16 protein-coding genes are annotated in these 17,051 nt (G+C 59.5%); 1 reads left to right on the forward strand and 15 read right to left on the reverse strand.

Going from position 1 to position 17,051, the window contains the following annotated elements; translation table 11 throughout:
* Positions 1-9: 9 nt before the first annotated feature.
* The 5 genes from V3H56_RS16625 to V3H56_RS16645 form a co-directional block, all read right to left on the reverse strand.
* Positions 10-1,041 carry an ABC transporter ATP-binding protein gene (locus V3H56_RS16625; RefSeq protein WP_042727878.1) on the reverse strand — a complete coding sequence of 344 codons (1,032 nt, stop codon included), beginning with the start codon at positions 1,039-1,041 and terminating at the stop codon, positions 10-12.
* On the reverse strand, positions 1,041-1,925 hold the full coding sequence (locus V3H56_RS16630; RefSeq protein ID WP_042727879.1) for an ABC transporter permease: 885 nt from the start codon (positions 1,923-1,925) through the stop codon (positions 1,041-1,043). The genes V3H56_RS16625 and V3H56_RS16630 overlap by 1 nt, the downstream gene beginning before the upstream one ends.
* Entirely contained in the window at positions 1,922-2,905 is a 984-nt protein-coding gene (locus V3H56_RS16635) for an ABC transporter permease (protein WP_237614114.1), read from the reverse strand. The genes V3H56_RS16630 and V3H56_RS16635 overlap by 4 nt, the downstream gene beginning before the upstream one ends.
* 201 nt (positions 2,906-3,106) lie before the next feature.
* Positions 3,107-4,651 (reverse strand): ABC transporter substrate-binding protein, encoded by a 1,545-nt coding sequence (locus tag V3H56_RS16640; RefSeq protein ID WP_042727881.1) that lies wholly within the window; start codon positions 4,649-4,651, stop codon positions 3,107-3,109.
* Between the two features lie 223 nt (positions 4,652-4,874).
* On the reverse strand, positions 4,875-5,702 hold the full coding sequence (locus V3H56_RS16645) for a helix-turn-helix transcriptional regulator (protein WP_042727882.1): 828 nt from the start codon (positions 5,700-5,702) through the stop codon (positions 4,875-4,877).
* Between the two features lie 429 nt (positions 5,703-6,131).
* Between V3H56_RS16645 and V3H56_RS16650 the strand changes: the two genes are divergently transcribed.
* The gene (locus V3H56_RS16650) at positions 6,132-6,866 is read left to right on the forward strand and encodes an EthD domain-containing protein (RefSeq protein WP_042727883.1); all 735 of its coding nucleotides are present in this window, start codon (positions 6,132-6,134) and stop codon (positions 6,864-6,866) included.
* A 44-nt stretch (positions 6,867-6,910) separates the two neighbouring features.
* On the opposite strand, the gene V3H56_RS16655 is transcribed toward V3H56_RS16650, so the two are convergent.
* The 10 genes from V3H56_RS16655 to V3H56_RS16700 form a co-directional block, all read right to left on the reverse strand.
* A complete protein-coding gene (locus V3H56_RS16655) occupies positions 6,911-8,044 on the reverse strand; it encodes an FAD-dependent oxidoreductase (RefSeq protein ID WP_080921997.1) in 1,134 nt (377 codons plus the stop codon).
* Positions 8,045-8,359: 315 nt separating this feature from the next.
* On the reverse strand, positions 8,360-9,829 hold the full coding sequence (locus tag V3H56_RS16660) for an NAD-dependent succinate-semialdehyde dehydrogenase (RefSeq protein WP_042727884.1): 1,470 nt from the start codon (positions 9,827-9,829) through the stop codon (positions 8,360-8,362).
* A 16-nt stretch (positions 9,830-9,845) separates the two neighbouring features.
* Entirely contained in the window at positions 9,846-10,862 is a 1,017-nt protein-coding gene (locus V3H56_RS16665) for a dihydrodipicolinate synthase family protein (RefSeq protein ID WP_042727885.1), read from the reverse strand.
* A gap of 28 nt (positions 10,863-10,890) precedes the next feature.
* Positions 10,891-11,901, reverse strand: coding sequence for an NAD(P)-binding domain-containing protein (locus tag V3H56_RS16670; protein WP_042727886.1), 1,011 nt, complete (start codon positions 11,899-11,901; stop codon positions 10,891-10,893).
* A 99-nt stretch (positions 11,902-12,000) separates the two neighbouring features.
* Entirely contained in the window at positions 12,001-12,942 is a 942-nt protein-coding gene (locus V3H56_RS16675; RefSeq protein WP_042727887.1) for a LysR family transcriptional regulator, read from the reverse strand.
* Positions 12,939-13,670 carry a FadR/GntR family transcriptional regulator gene (locus V3H56_RS16680; RefSeq protein WP_338473635.1) on the reverse strand — a complete coding sequence of 244 codons (732 nt, stop codon included), beginning with the start codon at positions 13,668-13,670 and terminating at the stop codon, positions 12,939-12,941. The genes V3H56_RS16675 and V3H56_RS16680 overlap by 4 nt, the downstream gene beginning before the upstream one ends.
* Positions 13,667-14,452: a cyclase family protein gene (locus V3H56_RS16685; protein WP_003173143.1), complete on the reverse strand. Its 786-nt coding sequence runs from the start codon at positions 14,450-14,452 to the stop codon at positions 13,667-13,669. Before V3H56_RS16685 ends, V3H56_RS16680 begins: the two co-directional genes overlap by 4 nt.
* The gene (locus V3H56_RS16690) at positions 14,439-15,446 is read right to left on the reverse strand and encodes an NAD-dependent epimerase/dehydratase family protein (RefSeq protein ID WP_042727889.1); all 1,008 of its coding nucleotides are present in this window, start codon (positions 15,444-15,446) and stop codon (positions 14,439-14,441) included. The genes V3H56_RS16685 and V3H56_RS16690 overlap by 14 nt, the downstream gene beginning before the upstream one ends.
* Complete coding sequence (locus V3H56_RS16695; RefSeq protein WP_042727890.1) at positions 15,437-16,429, reverse strand: fumarylacetoacetate hydrolase family protein; 993 nt, start codon at positions 16,427-16,429, stop codon at positions 15,437-15,439. Before V3H56_RS16695 ends, V3H56_RS16690 begins: the two co-directional genes overlap by 10 nt.
* Complete coding sequence (locus tag V3H56_RS16700; RefSeq protein WP_042727891.1) at positions 16,426-16,998, reverse strand: cupin domain-containing protein; 573 nt, start codon at positions 16,996-16,998, stop codon at positions 16,426-16,428. Before V3H56_RS16700 ends, V3H56_RS16695 begins: the two co-directional genes overlap by 4 nt.
* Positions 16,999-17,051 lie beyond the last annotated feature (53 nt).

The following is a 17,051-nucleotide window of genomic DNA, read 5'->3' on the forward strand; positions in this document are numbered from 1 at the left end:
AAAGAAGCCTCACACCTTGACCAACGTGTTGTGACAAGCCGCCCAGTGTCCCTCGCCGATCTCTACCCTCGGCGCAGCCTGAACGCATCGTCCAGTGGCGCGTTCACAGCGTGGATTGAAGGCGCAGCCTGCCGGAGGAGCCGCCATGTTCGGCACCTGCCCGGGGATGAAGCCCAGGGGCTGGGATCCCTGCCCCAACTTTGGCACGGTGCCCATCAATTTCAGGGTGTAGGGGTGTGCTGGTCGCTTGAACACCTGGCCCACCGGACCGCTCTCCACCACTTCGCCGGCATACATCACCGCCACCCGGTCACAGAGCGAAGCCACGACGCCAAGGTTGTGGGTGATAAACAGAATCGCAAGGTCCTGCTCCTGCGCCAGCTTGCGCAGCAGGGCGATGATTTGAGCCTGCACGGTGACGTCCAGCGCCGTGGTCGGCTCATCGGCGATCAGCAGTTTCGGTCGGCAGGCCAGCGCCATGGCAATCACCACTCGTTGCAACTGGCCGCCGGACATCTGGTGCGGATACTTGCCTAGCGCCAGATAAGGATCGGGCATGCTCACCGCCTCCAGCGAGCTCAGCGCCTCGGCGCGAATCTGGGCCTTGCTCAGTTGCCGATGGCAACCGATGACATCGAACATCTGTCGTCCGACCGTGAAGAACGGGTTGAGCGCCTTCATCGGATTCTGAAAGATCATCGCCGCCCCTCCGCCGCGCAAATCCGCTAGCTGCGATACCGACGCACCGTTGACCTGCTGTCCGGCGACCTTGACACTGCCGCCCAGCCGAGCGGCCTCAGGCATCAATCCAAGGCAGGACATGGCCGTCATGGACTTGCCCGAGCCCGACTCCCCGACCAACCCGAGGATCTCACCGCGCCTGACCTTGAGGTCGATGCCGCGTACGGCCTTCACGGTTTTGAACAAACCTGGGAAAGACACCGTCAGCCCTTCCACTTCCAGCACCAGGTCTTGAGCTGCATCGTTATTCGAAGCGGCGAGCTGTTCGAGCGTAGAAGGTTGCAAGGATTCGTTAATCATCAGCGCGTCCCCTTCTTTGGATCGAGCACATCGCGCAGCCCATCACCCACCAGGTTGACGGCCAGCACCAGGACAAAAATCGCCACGCCGGGAAACAGCACCGTCCAGGGATTTTCGAGCAATTGCGAGCGCGACGCCGCGGCCATCAGCCCCCACTCCACCATGGGCGGTTTGGCCCCCAGCCCGATAAAGCTCAGCGAGGCAGCAGCGAGAATGGTGTAGCCAAAGTCCATGGAGCCCTGCACGATCAACGGTGTGGTGGAATTGGGCAGTACATGGCGAAGCAAGATGCGGCAGTGACTGACGCCCATGGAACGAGCGGCATGGATATAGGTCTCCGAGCGAACCCGTACTACCGCGCCACGCATGATCCTCGCGTACCAAGGGAACCACGAGATTGCGAGCGCCAGCATGGCGTTGGCCAAGCCCGATCCCAGCGCAGCGGTAATAGCGATCGGCAACAACAGCGGTGGAAAGGCCAGAAACACGTCTGAGACGCGCATCAGCAGCGTATCGATTCGACCGCCGAAGTAGCCGGAAACAAGCCCGATCGGAATTCCGATCAGCATCGCGATCAACGTCACGCTCACTCCAATGATCAGCGAGGTGCGTGCGCCATAAAGCACCCGAGAAAGAATGTCGCGACCAAACTCGTCCGTGCCCATCCAGTGTGCCCAGTTGGGCGCCATTAATTTTTGGGAAAAGACAATCTTGTTCGGTTCATAAGGCGCGAGCCAGGGGGCGAAGATGGCCGCCAGGATGATCAGCAGCAATAACAGCGCGCCGAATACAAACAACTTGTTATCGCAGGCAAACGCCAGGGCCTTGATGCGCCATGAGGGGGCTCGCGAGGGCATGGCCAGGGATACGTCTTGGATACTCATTGGACTCGCAACCTCGGATCAACAAGGTGATACAACAGATCAACAATCAGGTTGATCGACAGATAGGTCGTGGCCAGCACCAGGGTGGCCCCCATCACGGCGGGAAAATCATTCTGGGCAATCGAAAACACCACGAAGCCGCCCAGACCGGGCCAATCGAAAACGAATTCGACAACGACTGCGCCTCCAAGCAGGTAGCCGAAGGTCAGGCCCACCACGGTCAGGAGCGGGATCATTGTCGCCTTCAAGGCATAGGCATAATGGATACGCCACTTGGGTACGCCGTAAGAAACGGCCGTACGGATGTACTCTTCGGAGAGCACCTCGACCATCATGTTGCGCGTGATACGGGTGACAGTGGCTAACGTCACGACCACCAGGGTGAGCACCGGTAGCGCCAGGTGTTTGATGGAGCTCCAAAGTGCTCCGAAATTGCCGGCCAGCAGCGTGTCGATCAAGTAAAAACCGGTCACACGCTCGAAGGGGCTATCGAGGAGAATGGAGGCATCGATACGTCCTTGCAGGGGCAACCAATTGAGCTTGCCGTAGAACAGCAATTGCAAGCCCATGGCCAGGATGAATACGGGAAATGCCGTCCCGGCAATGGACCCCGCTCGTGACACATTGTCGACCACTGAGTTCTGCCGCGCCGCCGAGATGACACCGATAGGCACCCCGAGCAGCACCACCCAGAACATCGCAAGGAATGTCAGTTCAAACGTCGCGCCTACCCGCCTGATGACCTCCTCCGCCACCGGCCGCCCGGTGCGCAAACTGGTGCCAAAATCACCCTGGAGAAGATCGCCAATGTAATTGAAGTATTGGATAGGCAGAGGTTTATCCAACCCCAGTTTTTCCCGCGCGACGGCTATCTGCTCCGTCGTGGGATGGTTCCCCAGCATCATCTCTATCGGAGAACCGGGAAGAGCTCGGCTCAAAACGAAGGTGATAGTCAACACACCCAAAAGAATGAAGAACATGACTATCAATCGCTGAGCTATATACTTCGCCATTTATACTACCTTTTGTGGCTAATAAACTTGACCCTGACTTCTTACGCCCAGCATAAATCCTCAAAAGCGAATTAACTTTTGAGGAATGACCAAGCCAATCAACCAACTATCGGATTACAGGGCAAATTAGGCATTACACCTATAACTTCATCGAGAACAACTCAGCATTCAACGATTTAAGTTGTAGTAGAGAATCGCCTCATAAGCCGGATTCAGGCTCTTTTCTATGCCCTTGATGTCTTTGCGGGAAACACGTATCTGCTGCACGTCTGCGTACCAGATCGCCGGGGCGTCCTTCGCCAGTATCTGCTGGGCCTGCTGGTACTTTTCAGTGGACTGAGCCCGATCACTGCCTTCTAACGCCGCCGCCTCTTCGATCAACTGATCAAAACTTGGATTGCTGTAATGAGACAGATTGAACAGCGTCGTTTTCTCTGTATGAAATTCACTGAATAGCCAATCACTCGGCGTCGGATACGTCGGCCACCAAGCCATGGATTGCAGGTTGGGAGCAGTTTCCAGCTTCTTCGCCTTATCCCAGATCACACCCCACTCTCCGGGGCGTAATTCCACTTCCACGCCAACCTGAGACGCCGTTGCCTGGAACAGCTCAGCGGCGTTTGCATAGATGCCACTGATGTACTGCATCGAGACCTTCCAGTCCTGCTTGGGCACACCAGAGGCTTCCAATAATTGTCGGGCTTTCTCCAGATCGTAAGAAGCCATGGGCACGCTGGCATGCCCCCAGATGCTACTGGGCAAAGGTCCCTTGGGGACACTGCCGTAGCCATGCAGAATATCGTTGGTGACACCTTCATAGTCCCAGAGATATTGCAGCGCCTGACGAAATGCCACGTTATCCGTAGGGTACTTCTGGGTATTGATCAAGAACTGGAAGTTCTTCCACGAAGGCGCGGTGCTCACCTTGATGGCGGGGTTCTCTCCCAACACCTTGAGCTGATCAAGAGGGATATCCCAAGCGACACCGGCCTCGCCATTCTTGATCATCTGGGTACGAGTCGAGGCTTCGGACACGACTTTCACGATGACCCGATCGAATTGCCCTTCTTTCCAGCCCCCCCAGTAGCCATCGAAACGTTCAAGCACCACTTGCTGGCCCTGTTCGACCTGCCCAAGCCTATAGGGACCGGTACCGATAGCGTTGGGAGCCATCATCCAGTCATGCCCCTTATCCACCGCCGCCGGGGCAATGATATAAGCAGCGTATTGACCTGCCGCGATCAGATTGGCCGGAGTGGGATTCTGGAACTTGAGCACCACGGTGTCATCAGCGACGACCTCGATGGAATCCAGCGCTTTCCATACATACGCAGCGCCTTGTTTTAGCGCTTTGACGTAGTCAATGGATTTTTTGACCGCCGCGGCGTTGAAGGGCGAACCGTCATGAAATTTAACACCGTGCCGCAGCTTGAAGGCCCAGGTCTTGCCGTTGTCGCTGCTTTCCCAAGACGTGGCGAGCCCAGGGGAAAATTCCTCGGCACTGCCGGGCGCGTTATAGACGAGAAGTGTCTCGTAGATATTGCCCAGCACTCGCACCTCTTCCGAAAAAGCCGAGGCCGGGTCCCAATCCTTGAAAGAGGCCCGATCAGCGACAACCAAGGTATTGTTTGCCGCACACACCAAGCCACTGGTCAACGGTGCAGAAACGGACAGCACCATCAACCCTGCCATCAATGTTCTTTTGAAGTTCATCGGTGTTCCTCTTATTTTTATGATGGGCGCAGCGGGTCACTTGCACAAACAGGCAGTAATCCAACTGGAATAAACGACAAGACGGGCCGTTCGTAAAACTGCCTGTTAAGCGGTGTGACCCATTATTCATCTGCCTCACGGCCAGCTCAATTTCGCGAGCGCTAAAAAAATAACGCCTGATGACGCTTGAAAGCGTCACCTAGCGTCTATTTTTAAAGCTGAGTCAGAACAACGGCGGAACGAGGTTGAACTCACCCTCGGATGGGCGAATCAGCAGCCGCGCCCTCACCTCGCTGGGGATTTCAGGGGAATCAATCGGGAAGCAGCTGCAACTGGAGAGTGCGTTACGCAGATCAATCGACTCGCCCAGATGTTCAAACACAATCTGAGCACCAAAAGGACGGCGAAAATTGTCGCCCGATACGCCGAGCACCAAGCCATTGAGAAAGCGGAAACGACTGCGATAGGAGGGGTAAAGCGCCGACCAGATATAGCCTCGAGACGATAGGTACTCACGCTCGACGATGTAAATCAAATCGGATGAAGCAAAGCAGAACCCCCGATATTTATTGATGCCAAAACTCTTCAGTTGGTCATCACCTAACCTCATTCGTTCGTAGGTTTTGCTGAGGATCTTGTTGCCGGAACGGGACAAGCGGGTAATCGACTTAATGACTTCGCCAGACCCGGAGGGCGACATCAAATAGACAAAGTAGTAACCCTGATACTTCGACAGCGCCTGTGCGGAGCTTGGAAAAAAATCGGCCGGTACCGCGCTGTCCGGCTCGCGCGCCGCGCGCTGCCTGCTGAGCAAAGCCCGGAAGGACTCATGTTCGGAGAAGATCTCGTCCTCATCTACCCCAAAAAAGGCGCATATCTTACGAAGGGTGAAGAGCGAGGGAGCCGCCTGCGCGCCCAAGTATTTGTTGAACTGCTGGCGGTTGATATCGAGGGAGCGGCACACCATCGCCACCGACTTATAGTACCCGCAGAGAAGGCGCAGGTTTTGACTGAAATCCTGCATCGACCGGGGTGAATTGGAACTCACCATTAAAATATTCCTAACGCCACCATTGACAACACACTGGACTGATCGTCGCTTGGATCAGGGCCTCAGAGCTTGGCCTTGCCAACCCGTGATTCGTCCGAGCATCAGCCCGACCATAGCGCCTGGCCGGAGGAGTATCCAACAAATACACGCCACGGTGTTTGTTTGATCACGTTGAGAATGCTCCAACTGACAACCAAGCAGTAAACCGTCGTCAGTAACACGCCTTTGCTTTGCGTCACGCCCCCTGGTCTGCATCGTCCCGCCTTTGACCATGTTTTTGCGCGATACCTACCAGCACGAATACCGATTGGTTTGCGGGATATCCACGGCCTTATATTTGGGTGTTGAAAAACAATCAGATGAATAACGACGCACTAAAGTGCATTTAAGTCAAAGATCCGTTAACCCTGCCAATAGCGAGAACGCCTCATGATCAAAATCCTAGCCGCTGTACGCAGAAAACCAGGAATGACGCATGCCGAGTTTATAAACTATGTAGAGCACACCCACGGAGAAATCGCTAAAGCCAAACCGTTAGGCGTCAAACGGTACGTGCAGAACCATGTCATCGACGCGGCTTTCGGGGTTGACGCCGACAGTGCCTACGCACAGTCCTTCCACAAAGACTCCATTACGGAGCTGTTTTTTGAAGACGTGCCAGGCTTGATTCGCACCTTCAGCGATCCCTATACCCAGCAAACCGTGGGCCCTGATGCAAAGAACTTCGCTGACCTTTCCGAGCAGCTCGCTCAATTGATGGATGAAGCGGAGACGGCTAGCACCGCTACAGCGCCTCTCCCATGGAAAGTGATGATCCTGCTGAAGAAAAATCCATCCATGGCGCTCGATCGTTTTTTCGACGCTTGGGACGCAGCTCACGAGAGCATTACCCGCGAACAGCCCGACTTCCAGAACGCCCTACGCCGGTATGTTCGCTCCCGGTATCTGCCCGAGGGTGACAAGGTGACGGCCTATTTCGGGCCAAACATCGCCGTATACGAAGGCGCCTCTAGCCTGTGGTTTGAAAATGAAGCGGATTTTTCGACCTTTCGGCAGTATCAGCGAGCGCTGTTTCAAAAACTTGCCGAGGACGGCGTGGCGCTGACGTCGGCGTCTTTTTTCGCTTACGTCAAAGAGGTCGTTATTTTCGATCACTGCTCCTAACGACCAGAAGCGCGACCCTTCTCATCCAGCAGGGTCGCAATCAATCAGATAGGCTCAGCCAGCGTCGCAGTGGACTCACGCATGATCTGCGCATGCTCTTCCTTGTCCCCGCCACTTTTCTCTATCTCGCACAGACGCGCGGAGTTCTCGACCACGAGTTGGCAACGCTCCCAGCGCCGCGTTTCGAACCGGCTCAGGGCCGTCTGTAGATTGCTATTGCCGAGCAACTCTTCGGCAAGCACGATGGCGCTCTCAATACCGATGCCAGCCCCGGAAGCCAGGTGCGGTGTGGTGGCATGCACCGTGTCTCCGATCAGCACGATTCGGCCCTTGTGCCAGGGCAACGGCACCAACAGATTGGACAGCGGACGATAGTCGATATTGGCGTCCGCCTCGTACAGTTGCGGCACCAGCGTTTGCAGGATCGGGGCTGGGAACTCACTCAACAGGCGCGCCATTTCACCCGGCCAACTGGCCGGGTCGATCCACTCGGAAAACTCGCGGCTTTCCATGAGGAACATGTACATGTGCGTTTCGGAGATTGGATTGACGCCAACCTTGGTGCTACCCAGCCAATGAGTGGGGCGCACGATTTCCGGCGGACGCTTCAGCACCGCGCGCCAGACGCTCTGATGAATGGGTTTTGGCGAGGGTGCTTCCGGGAAAAACTCCTTTCGCGTGCGCGAATGCACGCCGTCAGCGGCGACGACCAGGTCATAGCGTTCAGTGGTCCCGTCGGTGAAAGACACATCAATGCCATCATCAAGCTCGATGACGCTGTCGTAGGTGATGCCCAGGCGCACACGGGTCCCCACTTCCCGCGTCCTGTCGGCAAATATTCGAGCCAGTACCGGGCGCAGGATGCCGCCACCACAGGGAATCGGCTTATCGCTGACCGGCGGTCGAAGCGCCAATTGCACGATCAGGTCGCCCACCGGTGAAAACACATCGAAATTGGTCGACAGGTACCCTTCCCCGGCGACCCTTTCCAAAATCCCAACCGTATCAAGCGCTCGCAGCGTGGGCCCACTGAGCGTAATCCCCGCTCCCAAAGGACACCACAATGGATCGATTTCGACGAGGTCCACTTCGACGCCCTGGCGGGCGAGCTGGATAGCCGCGGTCATACCGGAGAACCCTCCCCCGATCACCAGGACCTTGTTGACTGCTGCAATCATCACGCTCTCCTAGTTATTCTTATTCACTCGGGTAGACATTGCATGGCGCACCAACGAGCGCTGCGGCGTCATTGCGTCAATGCCGCAGCAACATGGAATGCCGACGAAAAATGCCGGATCAGCCACGAGACTATCGAATCGGCTATCAGGGCTGAAATCGCTTTGCACAATCCGAGGTATCGCTGGCGGCGATGGGTCGCGCAGGTAAGCCGGGGGCATTGCTCGGAGTGCCTGTCTTTGCGGCAGAACAAATACAAAAGCCGATGAACGACGGCTCACACGAACCGCCGTCCACCGGCCTTTAACGACGGTTGTTTACACGCTTTCCAAGCCATCCCAGCAGAGGTATTTAACCTCTAGGAACTCGTCTATTCCCAGGTGAGATCCCTCTCGCCCAAGACCGCTCTGCTTCACGCCACCGAAAGGTGCGACCTCATTCGAGATCAGGCCACAGTTGATCCCCACCATGCCCGACTCGATGCGCGCGGCGTTGCGCCAGATACGCGCCGCGTCACGGCTGAACAGATACGCGGCCAGGCCAAACTCGCTGTCGTTGGCCATGGCAATGGCTTGGTCATCGGTGTCGAAACGCACCAGCGGCATGACCGGGCCGAAGATCTCCTCACGAGCAACCCGCATCCCATGGGTCACATCAGCCAACAAGGTGGGCTCGAAGAAACACCCGCCCAGCGCATGGGGCTTGCCGCCAGACAGCAGTCGAGCGCCTTGGGCCAGCGCATCATCAACCAGCGCCTGGGATTTCCGTACCGCCGCGTCATCGATCAGCGGCCCGACCTGTACACCCGGCTCCAGACCATTTCCCACTTTCAGGCGTGCCATGCGCTCAACAATGCGCTCGGCCAATGCGTCATAAACCCCGGACTGCACCAGCACCCGATTCGCGCCGATACAGGACTGCCCACCGTTGCGAAACTTGGCCAGCATCACACCGTCAGCCGCCGCATCCAGATCAGCATCGTCGAAGACAATGAACGGGGCGTTGCCGCCCAACTCCATGGAACATTTCTTGACCGTCTGCGCCGCTTGCGTCAGCAGCAGCCGGCCCACTTCCGTGGACCCCGTGAAGGTGAGCTTGCGCACCAGCGGGTTGGACGTGAGCTCACCGGCAATGTCGCGGGTGTCATTGCCGGTAATCACACTGAAAACACCCGCCGGTACCCCCGCGCGCAGGGCGAGCTCGGCGAGTGCCAGCGCGGTCAGCGGTGTCTGGCTGGCCGGTTTCACCACCATCGTGCAACCGGCCGCGAGGGCCGGAGCGGCCTTGCGAGTGATCATCGCAGCGGGGAAATTCCAGGGCGTGATCGCGGCGCAAACCCCGATGGGTTCACGCAGGACCACAATGCGCTGAGTGTCCTTTACGCCCGGAATCAGATCACCGCGCACCCGTGTAGCTTCCTCGCCAAACCAGCGCACAAAAGACGCCGCGTAATCGACTTCACCACGCGCCTCCTCCAGGGGCTTGCCCTCCTCCAAGGTAATCAGCGTGGCAATGTCCTCCCGATGTTCAACCATCAGCTCATACCAACGGCGCAACACCTCGCCACGGCGTTTGGCCGTCAGGCGACGCCATGGGCCAAAGGCCTCATGCGCCGCGTCGATGGCGTGCCGGACTTCAGTTTCACGGCAGCGCGGCAACTCGGCCAGTACCGTTTGGTCCACCGGATTACGCAGCGTGTAGTGACCGTGCGGCGTCTCGGCCAGCCACTCACCGGCGATATAGGCACCGTCACGCCACAGCGTAGGATCCTTAAGTAAATGCTTCACTGTGCAATCCTCCCGATCAGCACGGATGACGCCCGATCATGAAGGCGCTGTCAGGATCCGAAGTCACCGGCAACCCCGACGCGACCAACCCTTGACGCAGCGACTTCATGAAGCGATCCGGCACACGCATCGCCGGGGCACGCAATGGACCGCCATTGAAGCCGGCGAGCCAATCCTGGTATTTCCACATCGTGCGGTTGAGCACACCGGTACCGCCGGCATAGCTTTGCGCGGCGGCGCCGTTGGCGCTGCGGGCCGGATTGACCTTCCAGTACAGTTCCATCGCCTCTTCAAAGCGGCCCGTGCGGGCCAGTTCGAACGCTTTCGGGTAGTAGTCGCTCATCCAGGCGGTGTTGCTGGTGCCGGAAAACTGCAACTTCATCAGGCTCATCAAGGGGATTGCGTCGCCTTCGATCGGGCAACTGATCACCACCTGGTCACGGAAGTGGTAATACATCTCGCAAATGCCCGCCGGCAGCGGGAACCCTTGCTCGGACTTGATGGCCGCGATATTCGGGCAATCGGCCAACAGCCGACTGACCAACTCCAAGGACATCCCTGCCGGATGCACGCGCTCAAAGCCCCAGAGCGGAATCGGGAAGAGCATGACGGCGAGGTCCGTCGCGTCACAGAACGACTTGGTGTAGGCGTAGATTTCCTGCTCGCTGGTCGGCCAGAACTGTGGCGGATAGGAGAGCAGGACGATGTCGGCACCGGCATTCTCGGCGAGCTTCACCGCCTCGATATTCTCGGCAAGCGTGCCAAAGGCCGCATGGAAAAACAGGATCAGGTCTTTCCCTGACTCACGGGCCCAGGCAGTGAACTGGGCATTCTCCTGGATAGAAATCGCCAGTTCGCTGCACAGCAACGTAGCGCTGTAGCCCAGGCCAACCGTATGTTCGATGTCGTGGCGTATGCCACGTTCGTTGAGTCGCTTCAGATCGGCGCTGAAACTTGGGATGGTGACCGCCGAGCAGCCCACCAGGTTTTCCCGCGCCCAGGCACGGGCATCCGCTTTCTTGTATGTGGCCATGATGATTTTCCTTCGAACAGTGGAGGGGTTATTTCGAGACAGGGACAATGCTGGCAGGCAGCTCGATGCCGAGGCCTTGTTGCCTGGCGCGCTCGTATAGCGCTTGCGCGATGACGACGTCCTGCAGCGCCGAGCCCACCGACTTGTAGAGGACGATGTCGCTTGTGTTCTGGCGCGGGGTGACACGACCCGCGACGAGGTCCGACAGCGCGACCAATTTGTCGGCGACATAAACGCCGGCACTGATCGCCGCAATGGCGTCCCCCGTATCGTGGAGAACCTCCTGCGGCATATCGGCGACGATGCAGACGGCTCGTTCCATCGTGACCGGGTCAACTTCCCTTTGCTCAGGCAAGGTGGAACCCAACGACACGACCGTAGCGCCCGGGCAAAGCCAGGCGCCTCGCAGCACCGGAGATTCGTCACGGCTGCGTGCGGCACAAATCACCACATCGCAGTCCTGCACAGCTTCTTGCGCGCTGGTCACCGCTTGGATATCCAGCCCGGGTCTGAAGCTCTCGGCAAAACGCTCGCGGCTAGCGGGCGTTGGACTGAATACCCGGACATGCGCCACATCGCGCACGGACTTGAGGCAGTCCAATGCGCCACGGGCCTCAAACCCCGAGCCAATCACCCCCACCCGCAGCGCGCGCTTGGGCGCCAGTAAATCGACTGCCAGCGCAGCGGTTGCCGCGGTGCGCAAACCTGTCACCCGGTTGCCGTCGATCAGGGCACTGAGCGCCATGGTTTTCTGATCGAACAACGCAATCAGGTAGCTGGCGCAGCGCGCCCGCATGGAGGCTGCGATCAACTTGCAGCCCATATGGCCGCCAGCCGGAGGTACGGCAGTCAAACTGCGCAGCCAGATGCCATCGCCCCGGGCCATGGAGCGAGGCGGCACCATGGCATCCGATGCAGGGCGTGCATACGCCTCGGCGAGCGCGGCGACGGCGGTGCTCCAGTCGGCGAGCGAGGCCACATCGGCGTCACTGAGAAAAAGCGTCGGGGCAATGACTTGGAGTTCTTGGGCGTGATGCATGGCGCAAACCTCGCAATCGGGGATCAGTCGTTGGTTGACTGACACCCTACGAGGCGCGCCCCCCACCGAATACTGCTGGGGATGCAAAGCAGCTATCGCTTAAATCGATGGCATGGACAGATTGCAAATCAGCCGTCGCACTTCACGGGAAGCACGGGTCAAGGGGCGCCGGGGCGATTCGACCAGCACGACAAAGCGCTCTAACACGGGCTCTATAATGCGCGATGAAATAAGTCGGTGATCCAGCGAGCCCGGCAACACCGAGGCAATCGCATAGCCTCCGCCGGCCGCGACGACTTCGTACTGTAGCTGGACCGAGTCGGCTTCCACAGCCACGCACAGTTCCACGCCTTGCTCCGCAGCCAAATGATCGAGCCTGGCCCTCAGCAGATGCGGCCGCCCAGGCACGACCAATGGCAACCCAGATAGATTTTCCAGTGCAATATCTCGATTGCCGAACAGCGGATCGGCGGCGGGTCCGACCAGGTGCAGCGGTAGCCTGGCCAACAGATGAGCTTGGCCGATGCTCGCCTCGCTCTCGCGCAGCACCAGCGCCATATCCAGACGACCATCGTGCAACTGCTCTTCGAGCTGAGCACTCGCGCCTTCGATCAGGTGCAACCTCACCCCTGGCATCTGGGCACGCACCGCAGCAAAAAGCGTCCCCGCAAACCGACGCACCGCGGAAGGCAACATGCCCACGACCACCTCCCCCACCGGTTTGCCTCGCAGGTTGCGAATGTCATCGGCAAGGCTTTCAGCGTTCGCCAAAAGCGCCGATATACAGGGCAACAACTGCTCGCCAAATTCGGTCAGGACCACCCCGCGCCCGGTACGATGAAACAGCCGCTCCCCACATTGCGATTCAAGCAACGCAATGTTGCGACTCACCATGGACTGCGGCATGTCCAGCAGTACGGCCGCTTTGCTCAGGCTGCCAGCCGCCACGACCCGGACGAACAAGGTCCAGCGCGCATCGATTATTGTCAGAGCGGATGCCGGAGAGGGCGAGGCGTTGTCAGGCCTATCGACGCTCGTCATGTCATCAGCTCCTGGCGGGCCTGATGCAAGTATTCGCGACTGTCTTGAAGGTGCAGGCGCATCGCAGCGCGTGCGCATTCTGTGTCCTGATGGAAGATCGCCTGGTAAATCTGTTCGTGCTCGCTTTGCATCCGCTGCTCATAGTGCAGAGGCTCATCGTGAAACAGGCGCGCAGAATCCAGCCGGCTACGCGGGATGATCACCTCGCCCAGGTTGCGCAATGTGTGGGCGATGTAGTGATTGCCGGTCGCCTGGGCAATACCCAAATGGAACTGAAAATCCAACGCGGCCCGGTCATTGACGCTGACATTGGGCTGCCCGAGCTGATCGAGAAGCGCCCGCAACCCCGCCAACTGATCCGGGCCACGTCGCTGGGCGGCGAGCCCGGCGGCTTCCACCTCAAGACCGATCCGAAATTCCATGATCGCCAGCGAATCATTCAGGATGCCGATCGTCGCAAGGTCGATGAAGGCCTTCAGCGACAGGGTGCTACCGCGCACGAACGTGCCGATACCGTGGCGCGTCTCAACCATTCCAGCGGCCTGTAGACGCGACATGGCCTCGCGCACCACCGTCCTGCTGACCCCATGCTCCAGCATGAGGGCCGACTCGGTGGGCAACTGCTCACCGCCGCGCAGTCGCCCCGCGACAATGTGCTCCGACAGCAGCGCCTCAAGCCCCCGGGACAGGCTGGCGCGCTTTTTTTCACCGGCCGCCGGCGCGTTCATTCCTCGAAAATCGCGACGGCGCGGACGAAGCCGGCCGAGGCGTGCCTGATCTTGTAGGGGAAACACGACACCTGGAAGCCGTGGGCCGGCAGGGATTCCAGGTTGGCCAATTTTTCCATCTGGCCGTAACCGATGTCGCGTCCGGCCTTGTGCCCTTCCCAGATGATCGAGGCGTCGCCCGTGGCGGCGAAGCGTTCGCGGGTGTACTTGAACGGCGCGTCCCAGCTCCAGGCATCGGTGCCGACCACGCGCACGCCGCGTTCCAGCAAGTACAACGTGGCCTCGCGGCCGATGCCTACCCCGGCGTCCAGATACCCTGGCTGACCGAACAGCGCGCCGGCACGGGTGTTGACCAGGACAATGTCCAACGGCTGTAGAACATGGCCAATACGCTCCAGCTCGGCTTGCACTTGGGCGGCGTTGACCACATGGCCATCCGGTAAATGACGAAAGTCCAGCTTCACGCCGGGTTGCAGGCACCAGTCCAACGGCAACTCGTCGATGCCAAACGCCGGCTTGCCACCGTCCGTGGTCGAGGCGTAGTGCCAGGGAGCGTCCATATGCGTACCGCTGTGGGTGGTGATCTGCAGGCGCTCAGCTGCCCAGGATTCGTCACCAGGCAGTTGCGCCTTGGACAAGCCGGGAAACATCGCGGCCATCTCCGGCCAGCCTTGCTGATGGTCCATGTAGTCGATTTTCGGCAGCAACGGCGGCGGATCGGTGTAGGGGTTGTTGTCCAGGGTCACGGACAGGTCCACCAGGCGGCGTTTAGTTGATTGCATGTTCGCTCACTCCAAGTCCCACCCGCCCACGCGCACGACGCGTCGGGGTAGCGGCATTCAAACTGTTACGTATCAAGGCAGCTGCCGAGCCGTCATGGCGAAAGCCAAGGGCACGGGCCAGAGGGGTTTTCATTGCGGGAAAGCTGCCGAATAACGCTTGCAGCCCCGCGTCCGGTGCGAAGCTGATCAGCGCGCGGCGTTCCTGGCCGTAGGCAGCGGCCAGGGCATCGATGACCTGGGCAATGGACAGGCGCAACAGCGGCAGTTGCCAGACGCGTGACGCGCCGAGCTGGGCAGACGGCAGTTCGGCGGCCCGTAGCAGGTTATCCACGCAACACCGCACCGACATCCACCATGCCTGCGCCTGCGGCGACACCGGGCAGCAATAGGGCTGGCCTTCGGCGAAGGCGTGCAGCACGTCGCTCATAAACGCCGAGCGCAGCCCATTGGGTTCACGTGGACGGGCAACGATGCCGGGCAGACGCACGGCGCGACCGTCCACCTCGCCTCGTCGGGCAAGGTCATTGATCGCCATTTCCACCATCGCCTTGTGCGCACCGTAACTCAACTGCGGGTGCGGCACGGCACGCTCATCCATGCGGGCTGGCAGGTCGCCGCCGTACACCGCCACGCTGCTGGCGTACACCAGCACCGGCGCGCCTGGCTGTTCGCGCAACTGGTCAAGCAACTCCAGGCTCGCCTGCAAATTGACCTGATAGCCCAATGAATAATGCTGCTCGGCCGCGCCCCCCGGAATGCTGACCAAGTGAAAAACCACATCGATGCCATCGGCCAAGGCGCGGCGCAATAACGCGGCGTCGGTGACACTGCCGCAATGCCGGCGCAGGCGCTTGTCCTCGGCAAACCCCACCAACTCTTTATCCAGCAGGATCAACGCGCTGATCGAGCGGCCTTGTAACGCATTGGTTTCGAGCAACCGTTTCACCAGCGTCCGCCCAACAAAACCATTGGCCCCGGTAATCATCACGCGCATGGGAGGCCTCCGCGCACGATGCACTGGTCTATCGCCCCGAACACCGACTGACCTTGCAGATCGAGGACCTCCATGCGCACGCGGTCGCCAAAGCGCATGAAGGACGTCCGTGGTACGCCGTGCTCGATCATCTCAACGGCACGACGTTCGGCGATGCAGGCAGCGCCCACAGTGGGGTCAGCATTGGAAACCGTGCCGGAACCGATCAGGCAGCCCGCCCTGAGGCGCCGGGTCAGCGCCGCGTGAGCAATCAACTGATGAAAGCCGAAATGCATGGCACCGCCCTGGGCATGACCGAACCACTGACCGTTCCATTCAACCTTCAACGGCAAGTGCACGCGCCCGTCGCGCCAGGCCTCGCCCAACTCGTCGGGGGTGACCGCCACCGGGGCAAAACTGGACGCGGACTTGGCCTGGATAAAACCGAAGCCGGTCTTCATTTCTCGGGGGGCGAGCGCACGCAGGCTGACGTCGTTGACTTGCACAATGAGCCGAATATGCTCGACGGCGTCTTGCGCCGAGCAGCCCATGGGAACCTCATCGACCAACACCGCAAACTCGCCTTCGAAATCGATACCGTGGGTTTCGCTGGGCAGCTCGATGTCGTCGTGGGCGCCTAGAAAGTCGTCGCCACAGCCCTGATACATCAGCGGCGTATGTTCAACACCTTCGATCGGATCCAGCCCAAAAGCCTTCTGCATGCGCTCGCCATGACTGAGGAAAGACGAGGCGTCCAGCCACTGCCAGGCACGTGGCAGAGGCGCGGCGGCTTGCTGAGGATCGAAGGCGAAGGCACCGGCCAGCGTGCCTTCGTTCAAGGCGTCATACCGCGCGCGTAAAACGCTTTCGACATGCGCCCAGCGCTCAACGGCCTCCTGCAGCGTCGCGGCAATATCGCCGGCATCCACCGCCCAGGCCAGGTCGCGCGACACCACCACCAGGCGACCGTCGCGATTTAGGTTCTTGAGGGTGCTGAGCTTCATGGGTGTTCTCCTTGCAGTTCAGGAGCAAAGCGGCCATCGAGCAGCACAAAGAGCATGCGGGCCATCTGCTCGGTGCGATTGCTCCAGGCGTGGTTGGTGCCGCGCTGCACCACGATGTCGCCGCGTTTGAGATGCACCTCCTCGCCATCGAGCACCAGCCAGACCTCACCCTCGGTGACCACGCCGTAATCCAGCGTTTGGGTGCGATGCATCAGCTTGTGCCTGGAATCCGCCTGCCCCGTGCCGGCATGGGCCTGGCCAATTTCGGCGAAGGCCGCCGCGGCCTCCTCGGCGCTGACCTGGTTCTGCACACTGTCCGGGGGAATATCCACCACGCGGATGACACTGCCCAATGGCGCGGGGCTCAGTTGAAGCGGCTGGTGGGTGGGGTCGTCGCCGTTATCCAGCACGGCCGGGCTGGCGCCGCTGTTCCAGATCTCATGGAAGACCGTGCCGGGCACGGCCTTGAGCGGGAAACTGTTCGGCGTTGGCCCGCTGAGCGCGACCACCGCCTGGCCCTGGGCATCGTGCCCGGTTACCACGCGTTTGAAACCAGGAAGCTGTTGCATATTCGAGTCCTCAATCTGTTGGCGAAACGCGCCAGCGGGTAACGATGAATTCA

Origin of the sequence: Pseudomonas sp. MS646 (assembly GCF_036693845.1) — a bacterium.
Lineage (GTDB): Bacteria > Pseudomonadota > Gammaproteobacteria > Pseudomonadales > Pseudomonadaceae > Aquipseudomonas > Aquipseudomonas chlororaphis_E.

Coding starts and splice junctions, on each gene's coding strand:
- V3H56_RS16625 (WP_042727878.1), bottom strand. CDS start 1,041: ATGATTAACGAATCCTTGCAACCTTCTACGCTCGAACAGCTCGCCGCT.
- V3H56_RS16630 (WP_042727879.1), bottom strand. CDS start 1,925: ATGAGTATCCAAGACGTATCCCTGGCCATGCCCTCGCGAGCCCCCTCA.
- V3H56_RS16635 (WP_237614114.1), bottom strand. CDS start 2,905: ATGTTCTTCATTCTTTTGGGTGTGTTGACTATCACCTTCGTTTTGAGC.
- V3H56_RS16640 (WP_042727881.1), bottom strand. CDS start 4,651: ATGAACTTCAAAAGAACATTGATGGCAGGGTTGATGGTGCTGTCCGTT.
- V3H56_RS16645 (WP_042727882.1), bottom strand. CDS start 5,702: ATGGTGAGTTCCAATTCACCCCGGTCGATGCAGGATTTCAGTCAAAAC.
- V3H56_RS16650 (WP_042727883.1), top strand. CDS start 6,132: ATGATCAAAATCCTAGCCGCTGTACGCAGAAAACCAGGAATGACGCAT.
- V3H56_RS16655 (WP_080921997.1), bottom strand. CDS start 8,044: ATGATTGCAGCAGTCAACAAGGTCCTGGTGATCGGGGGAGGGTTCTCC.
- V3H56_RS16665 (WP_042727885.1), bottom strand. CDS start 10,862: ATGGCCACATACAAGAAAGCGGATGCCCGTGCCTGGGCGCGGGAAAAC.
- V3H56_RS16670 (WP_042727886.1), bottom strand. CDS start 11,901: ATGCATCACGCCCAAGAACTCCAAGTCATTGCCCCGACGCTTTTTCTC.
- V3H56_RS16675 (WP_042727887.1), bottom strand. CDS start 12,942: ATGACGAGCGTCGATAGGCCTGACAACGCCTCGCCCTCTCCGGCATCC.
- V3H56_RS16680 (WP_338473635.1), bottom strand. CDS start 13,670: ATGAACGCGCCGGCGGCCGGTGAAAAAAAGCGCGCCAGCCTGTCCCGG.
- V3H56_RS16685 (WP_003173143.1), bottom strand. CDS start 14,452: ATGCAATCAACTAAACGCCGCCTGGTGGACCTGTCCGTGACCCTGGAC.
- V3H56_RS16690 (WP_042727889.1), bottom strand. CDS start 15,446: ATGCGCGTGATGATTACCGGGGCCAATGGTTTTGTTGGGCGGACGCTG.
- V3H56_RS16695 (WP_042727890.1), bottom strand. CDS start 16,429: ATGAAGCTCAGCACCCTCAAGAACCTAAATCGCGACGGTCGCCTGGTG.
- V3H56_RS16700 (WP_042727891.1), bottom strand. CDS start 16,998: ATGCAACAGCTTCCTGGTTTCAAACGCGTGGTAACCGGGCACGATGCC.